At 44.5% G+C, this 13,646-nt stretch carries 14 protein-coding genes; 5 read left to right on the top strand and 9 right to left on the bottom strand.

Going from position 1 to position 13,646, the window contains the following annotated elements:
- Window positions 1-194: 194 nt before the first annotated feature.
- From fis to acuI, 9 genes are all read right to left on the bottom strand, one after another.
- Complete coding sequence (gene fis / locus ACY3ZI_RS17535; protein ID WP_004258438.1) at window positions 195-491, bottom strand: DNA-binding transcriptional regulator Fis; 297 nt, start codon at window positions 489-491, stop codon at window positions 195-197.
- Between the two features lie 14 nt (window positions 492-505).
- Window positions 506-1,483 (bottom strand): tRNA dihydrouridine synthase DusB, encoded by a 978-nt coding sequence (dusB, locus tag ACY3ZI_RS17530; RefSeq protein ID WP_036956067.1) that lies wholly within the window; start codon window positions 1,481-1,483, stop codon window positions 506-508.
- A 329-nt stretch (window positions 1,484-1,812) separates the two neighbouring features.
- The gene (prmA, locus tag ACY3ZI_RS17525; protein WP_487377559.1) at window positions 1,813-2,697 is read right to left on the bottom strand and encodes a 50S ribosomal protein L11 methyltransferase; all 885 of its coding nucleotides are present in this window, start codon (window positions 2,695-2,697) and stop codon (window positions 1,813-1,815) included.
- Window positions 2,698-2,890: 193 nt separating this feature from the next.
- Window positions 2,891-4,351, bottom strand: coding sequence for a sodium/pantothenate symporter (panF, locus tag ACY3ZI_RS17520; protein ID WP_211887348.1), 1,461 nt, complete (start codon window positions 4,349-4,351; stop codon window positions 2,891-2,893).
- A complete protein-coding gene (locus ACY3ZI_RS17515; RefSeq protein ID WP_108478429.1) occupies window positions 4,341-4,583 on the bottom strand; it encodes a DUF997 family protein in 243 nt (80 codons plus the stop codon). The genes panF and ACY3ZI_RS17515 overlap by 11 nt, the downstream gene beginning before the upstream one ends.
- Before the next feature lie 176 nt (window positions 4,584-4,759).
- A complete protein-coding gene (accC, locus tag ACY3ZI_RS17510; protein WP_036956076.1) occupies window positions 4,760-6,106 on the bottom strand; it encodes an acetyl-CoA carboxylase biotin carboxylase subunit in 1,347 nt (448 codons plus the stop codon).
- A gap of 12 nt (window positions 6,107-6,118) precedes the next feature.
- Window positions 6,119-6,589 (bottom strand): acetyl-CoA carboxylase biotin carboxyl carrier protein, encoded by a 471-nt coding sequence (gene accB / locus ACY3ZI_RS17505; protein ID WP_006659070.1) that lies wholly within the window; start codon window positions 6,587-6,589, stop codon window positions 6,119-6,121.
- Between the two features lie 18 nt (window positions 6,590-6,607).
- On the bottom strand, window positions 6,608-7,072 hold the full coding sequence (gene aroQ, locus ACY3ZI_RS17500; RefSeq protein ID WP_036956081.1) for a type II 3-dehydroquinate dehydratase: 465 nt from the start codon (window positions 7,070-7,072) through the stop codon (window positions 6,608-6,610).
- A 234-nt stretch (window positions 7,073-7,306) separates the two neighbouring features.
- Entirely contained in the window at window positions 7,307-8,287 is a 981-nt protein-coding gene (acuI, locus tag ACY3ZI_RS17495; protein WP_487375586.1) for an acrylyl-CoA reductase (NADPH), read from the bottom strand.
- 615 nt (window positions 8,288-8,902) lie between these two features.
- On the opposite strand from acuI, the gene ACY3ZI_RS17490 reads away from it, so the two are divergent.
- The 5 genes from ACY3ZI_RS17490 (at window position 8,903) to rng (ending at window position 13,638) form a co-directional block, all read left to right on the top strand.
- On the top strand, window positions 8,903-9,946 hold the full coding sequence (locus ACY3ZI_RS17490) for a rod shape-determining protein (protein WP_006662897.1): 1,044 nt from the start codon (window positions 8,903-8,905) through the stop codon (window positions 9,944-9,946).
- Window positions 9,947-10,033: 87 nt separating this feature from the next.
- Complete coding sequence (gene mreC, locus ACY3ZI_RS17485) at window positions 10,034-11,011, top strand: rod shape-determining protein MreC (RefSeq protein ID WP_154603468.1); 978 nt, start codon at window positions 10,034-10,036, stop codon at window positions 11,009-11,011.
- A gap of 48 nt (window positions 11,012-11,059) precedes the next feature.
- Complete coding sequence (gene mreD, locus ACY3ZI_RS17480; protein ID WP_211887350.1) at window positions 11,060-11,548, top strand: rod shape-determining protein MreD; 489 nt, start codon at window positions 11,060-11,062, stop codon at window positions 11,546-11,548.
- Between the two features lie 36 nt (window positions 11,549-11,584).
- On the top strand, window positions 11,585-12,172 hold the full coding sequence (locus ACY3ZI_RS17475; RefSeq protein ID WP_211887351.1) for a Maf family protein: 588 nt from the start codon (window positions 11,585-11,587) through the stop codon (window positions 12,170-12,172).
- Window positions 12,169-13,638, top strand: coding sequence for a ribonuclease G (rng, locus tag ACY3ZI_RS17470; protein ID WP_036956090.1), 1,470 nt, complete (start codon window positions 12,169-12,171; stop codon window positions 13,636-13,638). Before ACY3ZI_RS17475 ends, rng begins: the two co-directional genes overlap by 4 nt.
- Window positions 13,639-13,646: the final 8 nt, after the last annotated feature.

Below are 13,646 nucleotides of genomic sequence, written 5' to 3'. Positions count from 1 at the left end.
TAATTGTGATAATGCTCATGAATAAAGGCTAGGATTAAAACAAAACGAATTTATTTATAAAATATATGATTTGCGTATTAGAAAGAAGGGTGATTATTAAAAGGAAGGGGGTAGTGTTCAGATCGAAAGGGACAAAAAAAGCCCTTTCTAAAATCAGAAAGGGCTTCTAAAAACACTGCATTAACCGACTAGGATTAGTTCATGCCGTATTTTTTCAGTTTCTTACGCAGAGTTCCGCGGTTGATACCCATCATCAGGGCTGCACGGGTCTGGTTTCCACGGGTATATTGCATAACCATGTCCAACAAAGGCTGTTCTACCTCAGCCAATACCAGCTCATATAAATCGTTAACATCTTGATTATTTAATTGAGCAAAATAGTTCTTCAGTGCTTGCTTAACTGAGTCACGTAACGGTTTTTGAGTTACTTGATCTTGTGAATTTACAGTTGCAACGGTTAGTACGTCAGAATTTACGCGTTGTTCGAACATAGTTCTGTCAGCTCTTATCTTTTATTTACGCAAAAATTTTCAAAAAATGCTTCCAACACCTCCAGCTGTTCGCTGGCATCCTCAATGGCGTTGAAGGAGCGCCGAAACTGGTCATCAGGTGCATGTTCTTGTAAGTACCAAGAAACATGTTTGCGCGCTATACGGGCTCCCTTGCCTTGACCATAAAAGTCGTGCAGTTCCCGTACATGCCCTAACATAATGCTTTTCACGTCAGCCATTGGCATCGGTGGCAATATTTCACCTGTGTCCAGATAATGTTGGATTTCCCGAAAGATCCAAGGTCTTCCCTGAGCTGCTCGTCCTACCATCAAGGCATCCGCCCCTGTGTAGTCTAAAACAGCCCTGGCTTTTAGCGGGTCAGTAATGTCGCCATTGGCAATAACCGGAATGGAAACAGTCTGCTTAACTGCCCGAATGTTGTCATATTCAGCTTCGCCGTTGAACAGACAGGCTCTGGTTCTGCCATGAATGGTCAGGGCTTGAATACCACAATCTTCGGCCAATTGGGCAATCTCTATGCAGTTACGCTCTTCAGGTGACCAGCCTGTGCGGATTTTCAGTGTGACTGGCACATCCACAGCGTTTACAACGGTCTCTAGGATTGATTTTACAATCTCCGGATAACGCAGTAAGGCTGAGCCTGCTAGCTTACGATTCACTTTCTTAGCTGGGCAGCCCATATTGATATCAATGATTTGAGCGCCGCTCTCAACGTTAATTTGAGCTGCAGCAGCCATTTCATCGGGATCATTGCCAGCTATTTGAACGGAACGTACCCCGAGTTCATCGCGGTGAACCATCCTGAGTCTCGATTTATCTGTCTTCCAAACTTGTGGGTTAGAAGAAAGCATCTCCGATACCGTCATTCCAGCACCCATCGCATAACACAGGGACCTAAACGGTTTATCTGTGATGCCTGCCATGGGGGCAGCAATAAGACAGTTTCTCAACTGATATTGTCCGATTCGCATAACTAAATGGGGGCCATACTGTGACTGCAAGGGCGCGTATATTACGCATTTTTTACGAGATATGAAAGGACAAACTTTGAGCAAACGGTTATTTATCACTAACTTTTTTATCTTGCTTTTTAGAAAATAATAAAATTAGTGTTATTTAACAAGTTGTTAGGTGTTTTTTAACAACAGACGCTAAAAATAACGATTACTTTGAATATCCAAGACTCACTTCTCGAGCAGAACAGATTATCATCAGCTATTGAGCAATATTTGAGCTGTAAGATAATCCATTCTGCAATTAATTTCAAAGAAATTATTCTTTGATTTTTACCGCAAACCCATTAAAAATGCTTGACACCAGTGATACGGCACCACTCATCTTTCTCTGCAACAGGATCAATATTGAAGTCGGCACGATAAGCATCAGCAACACTTTCAGCTTGGCTGGCTAATACGCCAGATAAGCCTAAATGGCCACCGGCGCGTGGCAGTACACTGATCATCGGTGCAAGCTCACGTAAAGGGCCTGCAAGGATGTTAGCGACCACAACATCGGCTTGAAGGTCTTGAGGTTGGTCTTTGGGTAAATAGAGCGACAGACGCTCTGAGACGCCATTACGCTCCGCATTATCGCGGCTCGCAAGAATCGCTTGTGGATCGATATCGATCCCGATCGCACGCGCTGCACCGAGCTTTAATGCCGCAATAGCTAAGATCCCTGATCCGCAACCAAAATCGATAACGGTTTTGCCTTCAAGATCCAATCCATCGAGCCATTCAAGGCATAATGACGTCGTCGGGTGGGTTCCCGTACCGAATGCTAAGCCAGGATCTAACATTACGTTAACAGCGGTTGGATCTGGCACATCGCGCCAGCTAGGGCAGATCCATAAACGTTGGCCGAAACGCATTGGGTGGAAGTTATCCATCCATTCGCGCTCCCAGTCTTTATCTTCAATTTGTTCGATTTTATGAACGAAGCCAGCGCCGAGTAACGGGCTGTTTTCTAACTGAGCGACCACCCATTTCATATCGGTTTCAGCATCATACAGACCGATAACATCGGTATCGCCCCACAGACGAGTTTCTCCAGGAAGAGGCTCGAAAACAGGGGTGTCGTGGCTGTCTTGGAAAGTGACGGACACGGAGCCCGTTTCCATGAGTTCATCGCCAAGGGCTTCTGCGTCTTTGGCGTTTGAGTTTAGTCTTATTTGTATCCAAGGCATTGTTTTTTCTCTTTTAAAATGCTCGTCATTCTTCACGCTATAGGGTTGCTCTTCATTCTTCACGCCATAGCGTTGTTGGCTGCGCTCGCTAACCCTAGTCACATACTTGTGTATGCTCCTAGGGATTAGCTCGTTTGCCGCCTAAATTATTTAGAGCATTGCATTTGTTCATTTACATTAGGTAAAGCCAAAATCAATGAGTGCTGGTTACCTGTTCATTTGGTGCCGATTGTACTGGGTTTTTGCCAAAAAGATTACCGATTAAAAAGGCAATTAGGCTCAGAATCAGTGATGGCACAATGGCGTGGAAGCCCATAATTTCAATCTTAAATGAGGCGAAAATGGCGTAGCAAACACCGCCCACGATCATGCCGCTCAGGGCGCCAGTGCCGTTGGCTTTTTCCCAATATAATCCAAGAACCAGTGGCCACAGGAATACCGCTTCTAATCCACCAAAAGCTAATAAATTCAGCCAGATAATCATTTGTGGTGGGTTCCACGCAGCAATCAATAATAGTGCCCCTAAGATTAAGGTTGAGAAGCTGGAAATGCGCGCCAGTTTTTTCTCATTTTTAATTTGTTCAGGTGCGGCATTAAGGTAGATATCTTTCACGATCGTCGCCGAAGATTGCAGTAACTGGGCGTTAATGGTGGACATAATTGCGGCCATTGGTGCTGCCAGGAAAATCCCCGCGGCAAATGGTGGAAGAACCTGAACCATCAAGGTCGGGATCACTTGGTCTGGGATGGTTAAATCTGGCAGTATGGCACGCCCCAAGGCGCCCGCAAAGTGCATACCAAACATCAAGATTGCCATCACAATCGTACCGATGATAATACCTTTATGAACCGCTTTGCTGTCTTTGTAGGAAATACAGCGTACTGCGGTATGTGGTAATCCGATAACTCCAAAACAGACTAATACCCAGAATGAGGCCATGAATGGTCCGCTGAGGATATCGTTGGCTCCTTCTGGAGAGACCAGTTTTGGGTCAATAGCATGCATTTTTTCCACGGCAGCAGGTAAACCCCCCGCATGGTAGATAATGGCAACCAGCAAAATAACCGTACCCAGTAACATAACCAGCCCTTGTAAGGCATCGTTAAGAACACTGGCTCGGAAACCACCAATCGCGGTATACAGCGCGATAGAGACGCCAAAAATAACGAGTCCATAAGTGTAAGGAATGCCGGCAGCGGTTTCGAGTAATCGAGCACCTCCGATAAACTGCACCGTCATCGCCCCAAAGAACGCGACTAATAAACTTACGCTAGCAAACCAAACCAGAAAACGACTTTGGTAGCGGGCGTAGAGCATATCGTTGAGGGTTACGGCGTTATAGCGACGCGCTAAGATGGCAAATTTTTTGCCAAGTACGCCCAAAGAGAGCCAGATTGCAGGTAGTTGGATCATGGCGAGGAGTACCCAGCCTAACCCGTATTTGTAGGCGGCACCGGGACCACCGATGAAGGAGCTAGCGCTGATATAGGTTGCGGTGATGGTCATGGCTAAGACAAAGCCGCCCATCGAGCGATTACCTAGAAAATACTCGTTAAGAAATTCGCCTTTCGTGCGTTTTTTATAAGCGTAGAGCGAAAGGAGAAAAACGAGGAGCAGATAGCCGATTAAGGGCAGGAGAACTTCAGTCTGCATCTTTCTCCTCCAGCGAGATATCTTTGAATACGAGTTTAACCATCATGATGCATAGCAAAATAAAGATGATAGGGAGAATCAGACATGACCATTCAAACCATAACGGTAATCCGGTAACACCAAGTGTGTTACTGGGTAGATAAGCACAAAGTACCCAACCTATCATGTAGGCAATAGTCAGATATAGCGCCCAACGAGCTTCCCTGTTTGATTGAAGAAAACGTTTGTCCATCCGCTTTTCCTCCTCATGTTGACAAAAATAATCGGGGATTGTACGACAATCTGAAGAGGGAGTGTGAAAAATAGCGTAATAAAACCGATAATCCTGCCATTTATAGGCAAAAAAATACCGGAAATTGATTTTCCGGTATTTGTTTTTAATGACGAAAATGTCGATTATTCAGGGAATTATTCTTGAATACCGAGTTTTTTCTCCAAATAGTGGATGTTGGTTCCACCTTTGGCAAAGTTTTCATCATTCATGATCATCTGTTGTAATTCGATGTTGGTTTTAATCCCATCGATGATCAGTTCGTTCAGCGCGTTTTTCATACGAGCAATCGCGATTTCACGAGTTTCACCGTAAGTGATTAATTTACCGATCATTGAGTCATAGAACGGAGGAACAGAGTAGCCTGCGTAAATATGAGATTCCCAACGAACACCGAAGCCACCCGGAGAGTGGAAACGAGTGATTTTACCTGGGCTAGGCAGGAATGTGTGCGGGTCTTCTGCGTTGATACGACACTCAATCGCATGACCGTGAACATTGATCTGATCCTGAGTCACAGATAATGGTAAACCGGATGCTACACGCAGCTGTTCTTTGATTAAGTCAACGCCGGTGATCATTTCGGTCACTGGGTGCTCAACCTGAATACGGGTGTTCATTTCGATGAAATAGAATTCGCCATTTTCAAATAAGAACTCAAAAGTACCTGCGCCACGATAGCCGATTTCGATACAGGCTTTTGCACAGCGTTCACCGATATTACGGCGAATTTCTGGGGTGATCCCCGGAGCTGGTGCTTCTTCAACCACTTTTTGGTGGCGGCGCTGCATTGAACAGTCACGTTCAGCTAAATAAACAGCATGACCTTGACCATCTGCCATCACTTGGATTTCAACGTGACGTGGGTTTTCAAGGAATTTTTCCATGTAAACCATGTCGTTGTTGAATGCGGCTTTTGCTTCTGCACGGGTCAGGTTAATGGAAGATTCTAAATCTTTCTCATTACGAACCACACGCATACCACGACCACCACCACCACCAGATGCTTTGATGATAACTGGGAAGCCGATGCGTTTAGCAATTGCTTTGTTCTTTTCAGTGTCGTTACCCAGTGGACCATCAGAACCTGGTACACATGGAACGCCTGCTTTTTTCATCGCGCTAATCGCAGAAACTTTGTCGCCCATTAGGCGGATGGTTTCAGCTTTTGGGCCGATAAAAATGAAACCTGATTGTTCTACTTGCTCTGCAAAGTCAGCGTTTTCAGACAGGAAACCGTATCCTGGGTGAATCGCTTGTGCGCCTGAAATTTCAGCCGCAGCAATGATTGCAGGGATATTCAAGTAGCTTTTTGCTGAGGCAGCCGGACCAATACAAATAGTTTCGTCTGCCAGCAATACGTGTTTTAAATCTCTATCTGCCGTGGAGTGAACCGCAACAGTTTTGATGCCGAGTTCTTTACATGCACGCAGAATACGCAGTGCAATTTCCCCACGGTTAGCGATAACAATTTTTTCCAGCATGGAAACGCCTCGTTATTCGATGACAACTAATGGCTCGTCAAATTCTATTGCATCACCGTTTTGCAACAAAATAGCTTTAACAACACCAGCTTTATCTGCTTCGATTTGGTTCATCATTTTCATCGCTTCAACGATGCAAAGAGGATCGCCAACTTTGACAGTTTGACCAACTTCAACGAATGGTTTTGCTTCTGGGCTTGGTGAGCGGTAGAAAGTACCAACCATTGGTGAGCGAACTTGGTGACCAGAAACTGCCGCAGGTGCTGCTGGAGCCGCTGCTTCTTGTGCTGGAGCAACCGCGTTAGCTAATGCAGGTTGTTGAGCAACTGGTGCTGAGTAGAACTGTTGAGGTGCAGCCATCATTTGAGATGCTGGTGATACACGACTGATACGTACTGACTCTTCACCTTCAGAAATTTCCAGTTCAGAAATGCCAGATTCTTCAACAAGTTCGATCAGCTTTTTAATTTTACGAATATCCATGGATATGATTCCGTACTCTTATATTTGAATTGAATTAATTAGTCGCACACGATTAACCGCGGCTTGTAATGCAAAACTGTAACCATCTGCGCCAAGACCACAAATAACCCCATTGGACATATCGGAGAAATATGAGTGATGACGAAAGGGTTCTCTAGCATAAATATTAGACAGATGGATCTCGATAAATGGGATACAAACTGCTAATAGCGCATCACGCAGAGCAACACTTGTATGCGTGAATGCGGCCGGGTTGATTAGGATATAATCAACATTACCTTGTGCTGCATGAATTCTATCGATAAGTTCATGCTCTGCATTTGACTGAAAATGGCTCAGTTTTACGCCTAGTTTTTCTGCTTCTTGCATCAGGTTCGATACAATTTCAGAAAGCGGTCGAGCCCCATATTTCTCAGGTTCTCTGGAACCCAGCATATTTAAGTTCGGGCCGTTAAGGAGCAAAATATGAGTATCTTCTGTCATTGTGTTGCTAACTCCGACGATATGTCAATAATCCGACAACATAACGCGATGTCGACGTTTTGTCATCTTTTATCATAAAAATAAATAGATTTTCCACTGACAAGGAAGAGCATTATAATTATTTCGTTGCATATAGCAGCAAAATACTGGTCTTATCAGAGAAATTACCCGAATTTATTTTATAAATTGTGCCGTAATCCACATTGTGGCGACACAATCACGCGTGTTGATGATTTAATTTTGAAGGTTTACTAGGGTACGCCCAGTGACTTCGTTTTTTAAGAGTTTTTTTGCGTGTTCGACACACTCTTCTAATGAAATCTCGCTGCTAACTTGCTCATAAAACGCATCAGGCAAAAGTTGCGCTAAGCGTTCCCACACTTTTTGGCGTTTTGCCGCTGGGTAGTAAACGGAATCGACCCCTTGCAGACGGATATTACGCAAAATAAATGGCATGACTGTTGTTGGTAGTGAGAACCCGCCAGCCAGCCCACAGGCCGCAACCGCACCATTATAATTCACTTGCGCCAAGATATTGGCCAGCACGTCACCACCAACCGTGTCGATAGCGCCAGCCCAACGCTGCTTATCCAGCGGTTTGGCTGGATGAGTAAATTCACTACGAGGTAGCACGCTTTTCGCACCAATTTTCAGTAAGTAGTCGTGATTTTCTGCGCGACCTGAAATAGCCACAACTTGATAGCCTAATAAAGAGAGCAATTGGGTGGCGACACTACCGACACCGCCACTAGCGCCGCTCACAACAATTTCGCCACTTTCTGGGGTGATCCCTGCATCTTCAAGGGCGTTTACGCACAACATGGCGGTAAATCCAGCGGTGCCGATGGTCATGGCATGCTTCAGTGATAATGCTTCAGGAAGAGGCGTTAAATAATCGGCGGGAACTTTCGCTTGTGTGGCGAGCCCACCCCAGTGTGTTTCTCCAACTCCCCATCCTGTTAATAGTACGTGTTGGCCAATATGAAAACGGGGATCCTCACTGTGATGAACGATGCCTGAGAAGTCAATTCCAGGTACCATTGGATATTGACGGACAACGCCGGCTTTTCCATTAATAGCTAGCGCATCTTTATAGTTAATTGTCGACCAGTGAATATCGACGATGACATCGCCAGCGGGTAATGACTCTGTAGGTACATTGAGGATTTCTGGGACGACTTTATCGCCTTGTTGCTGTAAAACGAGCGCTTTCATGATCCACCCCTAATTTTTTGATTAAATAAGTGTTTTTTTTAATTTACACACAGGTAAAATCGTTTTCATTGACGCCAGAATGGTATTCAAGCTATTACTTATGTAATTAATTTGTAAAAATGCATTTTTTTCTGGCATAACTAGGCTTTTATCATGCAAAATGTCCTACTCTGACTAATACATCAGCGTGTCGACATGGTTATGGCTTAATTTAAAGTTGATAATAGAATCAGCGAAATTTAAGTTCACTTATTTTGTTGTTAAAAAGCTAGATGTATAGCAATAATTAAAATATAAAAAATTTATTTGAACTTGTAGACATAATCGCTTGTCACACTGGGAAGAACGCAAAGATGGAGTATATAACAACCAGAGGGCTGTCCATTTTTCGTGCGCGAATGATGAAAAATTTCAAAGGCGTTTGAATTAAGGGTGATTTTCGGGGTTTTTATCTGCTTCGTTTTGTTATAGAAGCATGTACGATTTTAGTATGTGAAAATAGATGAATTAACCATATTTATGAAGTGATTGATTTACGCCTTGAGGCAGCTTCAAGTGGTTGGTAGAGTAGACGGGTTTTTATTCGTCCCCAGCTTGCAGGATAATCCTTTCGTTATGTTTAAAAAATTTCGTGGCATGTTTTCTAATGACCTGTCGATTGACTTGGGTACGGCCAATACCCTCATTTATGTCAAAGGACAAGGCGTCAAATTAAATGAACCCTCTGTAGTTGCAATTCGTCAGGATCGCGCGGGCTCGCCAAAAAGCGTTGCTGCGGTTGGTGGTGAAGCGAAACAGATGCTGGGGCGTACACCGGGTAACATTTCCGCAATTCGACCAATGAAAGATGGTGTGATTGCAGACTTTTTCTTAACTGAAAAAATGTTACAACACTTTATCAAGCAAGTTCATAGCAACAGCTTCCTGCGTCCAAGCCCTCGTGTTTTAGTCTGTGTGCCTGTTGGTGCAACTCAAGTTGAGCGTAAAGCTATCCGTGAATCTGCATTAAGCGCAGGCGCCCGCGAAGTTTTCTTAATTGAAGAGCCAATGGCAGCGGCAATCGGTGCTGGTTTACCTGTTTCTGAAGCGACAGGTTCCATGGTTGTCGATATCGGTGGTGGTACCACTGAAGTGGCTGTTATCTCCCTGAACGGGGTAGTTTACTCTTCTTCTGTCCGCATTGGTGGTGACCGTTTTGACGAGTCAATCATCAACTATGTGCGTCGTAATTATGGTTCCTTAATTGGTGAAGCAACGGCTGAGCGTATCAAGCACGGTATCGGTTCTGCTTTCCCAACTGATGAAGTTTATGAAATTGAGGTTCGCGGTCGTAACTTGGCTGAAGGTGTGCCACGCGGATTCAAAATGAACTCCAACGAAATTTTAGAAGCATTACAAGAGCCTCTGACCGGTATCGTGAGTGCGGTAATGTTAGCGTTAGAACAGTGCCCACCAGAATTAGCGTCTGATATCTCAGAACGCGGTATGGTATTAACGGGTGGTGGTGCTCTTCTGCGTAATTTAGATCGTTTATTAATGGAAGAGACTGGCATTCCGGTCATCGTTGCTGAAGATCCTTTAACCTGCGTTGCTCGTGGCGGCGGTAAAGCGTTAGAGATGATTGACATGCACGGCGGTGACCTGTTTAGCGAAGACTAAATCACGCCATAAGTGACTGGAGTTTTTTAGCTCCAGTCGCTTTGACTATTTTTTTATTCTCCGACCATTAGCGAAACTTAGCCATACATGAAGCCAATTTTTAGGCGAGGTCCTTCCCTACAGTTACGCATTTTTATTGCAGTGATAATTGCATTGGTGCTGGTGGTGATTGACCATCGATTTGAGCCTTTCAATAAAATCCGTAATTATTTAGACACGGCGGTTAGCCCATTCTATTTTTTAGCTAACGGACCACGTCAATTCCTTGATAATATCTCTGACACCCTTTCAACGCGGGATCAGCTCCAGTTTGAGAATAAAGCCCTACGCCAAGAGCTATTATTAAAAAAAGCGGATAACTTGCTGCTTGAGCAACTCAAACAAGAAAATGCCCGCTTACGCGAACTGTTAGGTTCCCCATTACGCCAAGATGAACACATGATGGTGACGCAAGTCATTTCAGGTGCAAATACGCCTTATCGCGACCAAGTCGTGATAGATAAAGGCAGTAATGACGGCGTTTATGAAGGCCAACCGGTTATCAGCGATAAAGGCGTGGTAGGTCAGGTTGTTGGTACCAGTAATTTTAATAGCCGCGTTTTATTAATTTGCGATACTGCCCATGCATTGCCTGTGCAAGTCTTACGTAATGATATCCGTGTTATTGCTGCGGGCTCAGGATGTGCGGATGACCTGCAATTAGAGCCACTTCCTGGAAATACAGATATTCGTGTTGGTGATGTGTTAGTGACTTCGGGCTTAGGTGGACGATTCCCTGAAGGGTATCCTGTTGCTGTTGTTTCAGCGGTGAAGCATGATACTCAACGTGCCTATACTATCATCTCTGCAAGACCAAGTGCTGAGTTACAACGTCTACGTTATTTACTCCTGCTGTGGGGCAATGAAAGTGATCCGAAAACCCCATTACAGCCATCCGATGTTTACCGGGCTGCAAATGAGCGTTTAATGAAAGTGTTGCCGCAGGTGTTACCAACACCAAGCGAGATTCAAGGACCACCATTACCACCGTCCATGCAACCTGCACAGCCTCAACCTCAGCCATAAGATAGAGTGAGGGAAACGGTATGATGAAAGGGTGGAGAAGAAATCATAATGGATGAGTATCGCGGTAATGGGCGCATCATTATCTGGCTATCTTTTGTTATTGCACTGATTTTGCAGGTAATGCCGTGGCCTGAGCAATTGGCATTTTACCGACCATCGTGGTTACTGCTGATTTTAATATACTGGGTAATGGCATTACCGCATCGCGTCAGTGTGGGTACCAGCTTTATCTTAGGAATTATTGTCGATTCTATTCAAGGATCAGCTCTGGGCGTACATGCGCTCTCCTTCAGCATCATTTGTTATCTCGTGGCATACAAGCATCAGCTTTTACGTAACATGGCACTGTGGCAGCAAGCTTTGATTATTGTTGCATTAACGGTGGTGCAAGACCTTGCTGTTTTCTGGGCAGAATTCCTTTCCTCACAAGTCTTATTCCACCCACAAGTATTCTGGAATAGTTTGGTGAATGGTATTCTGTGGCCATGGTTATTTTTACTGTTACGAAAAATTCGCCGCCAATTTTCAGTATGTTAAGATTGTGGCCGTTGATGATAACTGGAATGACAATTTATGAGCTTAATTTATCTTGCATCAGGTTCACCGAGACGACGTGAATTAGTCCAACTGCTAGGTTATTCCTTTGAAATCTTGCGTCCCGAAGTGGAAGAAAAGTGGCAAGAAGGGGAATCGCCTCAGGCGTATGTCCAGCGCTTAGCGCGAGATAAATCCCGAGCGGGTGTAGCAATTGCTCCTGCGGATCATCCAGTTTTGGGTGCAGATACTATTGTGGTTCTTGACGGTAAAATATTAGAAAAACCGCGAGATGCTGCCCATGCTCAGCAAATCCTCAGTGACCTTTCTGGTAAAACACATCAGGTAATGACTGCCATTGCTGTGTCGAACAAGCATGAGACTCTAACCTCATTGATTACGACAGATGTGACATTCCGCGAGTTATCTTTGCTGGAAATACAGGATTATATACAATCTGGCGAGCCAATGGATAAAGCCGGTGCTTACGGTATCCAAGGTTTCGGTGGACGTTTTATTCGACGCATAAATGGCAGCTATCATGCAGTGGTGGGCTTACCATTGGTCGAAACAGAAGAATTAATACAACGATTTTTAGCGTTAGGTGATGGGAAGGGGAATTCATGACTACGGAACTATTAGTAAACGTAACACCATCTGAAACGCGCGTAGCTTATATTGATGGTGGGATCTTACAAGAAATACATGTTGAAAGAGAGGCGAAAAGAGGGCTAGTAGGGAATATCTACAAAGGTCGTGTGAGCCGCGTTTTACCTGGTATGCAGGCGGCCTTTGTTGATATTGGTCTGGATAAAGCAGCCTTTTTACACGCCTCGGACATTATGCCTCACACCGAATGTATTGCGGGTGACGAGCAGAAAAACTTTCATGTCAGAGATATCGCTGAGCTGGTGAAGCAAGGGCAAGATTTAATTGTCCAAGTGGTTAAAGATCCACTCGGCACCAAAGGCGCAAGACTCACCACAGACATTACGTTGCCTTCGCGTTACTTGGTTTTCATGCCGGGAGCTTCCCATGTTGGCGTGTCTCAGCGTATTGATAGTGAAGAAGAAAGAGAGCGTTTAAAAGAGTGCGTCGCACAATATTGCGATGAAAACGGCGGGTTTATCATTCGTACCGCCGCAGAAGGTGTGGCTGAAGAGGATGTTAAACAGGATGCCGCATTTTTAAAACGCTTATGGGCGAAAGTGATTGAACGCAAAAAACGTAATGTTACGCGTACTAAAATTTATGGTGAGCTTTCATTGGCATACCGTATTATTCGAGACTTCGCTGGCGCATCCCTCGACCGTATTCGTGTGGATTCTCGTTTAACCTACACGCAGTTAGAAGAGTTTATTGCGGAATATGTGCCGGAAATGACGGCGAAGCTTGAGCTATACCAAGGCAATCAACCTATTTTTGACTTGTTCGATGTGGAAAATGAAATTCAACGCGCGATGGACAGAAAGGTTGAATTGAAATCGGGCGGGTATCTGATCATTGACCAAACTGAAGCGATGACCACCATCGATATCAATACGGGCGCATTTGTTGGTCACCGCAATTTAGAAGAAACTATCTTTAATACCAACGTTGAAGCGACTCAAGCCATTGCACGCCAATTACGATTAAGAAATCTCGGTGGTATTATTATCATCGATTTTATCGATATGTCTGATGTAGAACATCGCCGCCGTGTGTTAGCCTCACTTGAACAAGCTTTAAGTAAAGATAAGGTAAAAACCACCATTAATGGGTTCTCTCAGCTAGGATTAGTTGAGATGACACGTAAAAGAACCCGTGAAAGCTTGGAGCATGTGCTGTGCGATACCTGTCCAACTTGCCAAGGTCGTGGTACGGTAAAATCGGTTGAAACTGTATGTTATGAAATTTTGCGTGAAATCGTGAGAGTTCACCGCACAATCGATGCTGATAGATTTTTAGTGTATGCATCAAAAGCAGTGGTGGATGTGTTGACCGGGGATGAATCTCACGCATTAGCGGAAGTTGAAATCTTTGTAGGGAAACAAGTTAAAGTGCAGATTGAGCCGTTATATAGCCAAGAACGCTTTGATGTTGTCATGATGTAGCATTCTGC

Source organism: Providencia sp. LY12 (assembly GCF_057621555.1).
This window is presented reverse-complemented; position numbering and strand designations above follow the sequence as displayed.

Coding starts and splice junctions, on each gene's coding strand:
- fis (WP_004258438.1), bottom strand. CDS start 491: ATGTTCGAACAACGCGTAAATTCTGACGTACTAACCGTTGCAACTGTA.
- dusB (WP_036956067.1), bottom strand. CDS start 1,483: ATGCGAATCGGACAATATCAGTTGAGAAACTGTCTTATTGCTGCCCCC.
- prmA (WP_487377559.1), bottom strand. CDS start 2,697: ATGCCTTGGATACAAATAAGACTAAACTCAAACGCCAAAGACGCAGAA.
- panF (WP_211887348.1), bottom strand. CDS start 4,351: ATGCAGACTGAAGTTCTCCTGCCCTTAATCGGCTATCTGCTCCTCGTT.
- ACY3ZI_RS17515 (WP_108478429.1), bottom strand. CDS start 4,583: ATGGACAAACGTTTTCTTCAATCAAACAGGGAAGCTCGTTGGGCGCTA.
- accC (WP_036956076.1), bottom strand. CDS start 6,106: ATGCTGGAAAAAATTGTTATCGCTAACCGTGGGGAAATTGCACTGCGT.
- accB (WP_006659070.1), bottom strand. CDS start 6,589: ATGGATATTCGTAAAATTAAAAAGCTGATCGAACTTGTTGAAGAATCT.
- aroQ (WP_036956081.1), bottom strand. CDS start 7,072: ATGACAGAAGATACTCATATTTTGCTCCTTAACGGCCCGAACTTAAAT.
- acuI (WP_487375586.1), bottom strand. CDS start 8,287: ATGAAAGCGCTCGTTTTACAGCAACAAGGCGATAAAGTCGTCCCAGAA.
- ACY3ZI_RS17490 (WP_006662897.1), top strand. CDS start 8,903: ATGTTTAAAAAATTTCGTGGCATGTTTTCTAATGACCTGTCGATTGAC.
- mreC (WP_154603468.1), top strand. CDS start 10,034: ATGAAGCCAATTTTTAGGCGAGGTCCTTCCCTACAGTTACGCATTTTT.
- mreD (WP_211887350.1), top strand. CDS start 11,060: ATGGATGAGTATCGCGGTAATGGGCGCATCATTATCTGGCTATCTTTT.
- ACY3ZI_RS17475 (WP_211887351.1), top strand. CDS start 11,585: ATGAGCTTAATTTATCTTGCATCAGGTTCACCGAGACGACGTGAATTA.
- rng (WP_036956090.1), top strand. CDS start 12,169: ATGACTACGGAACTATTAGTAAACGTAACACCATCTGAAACGCGCGTA.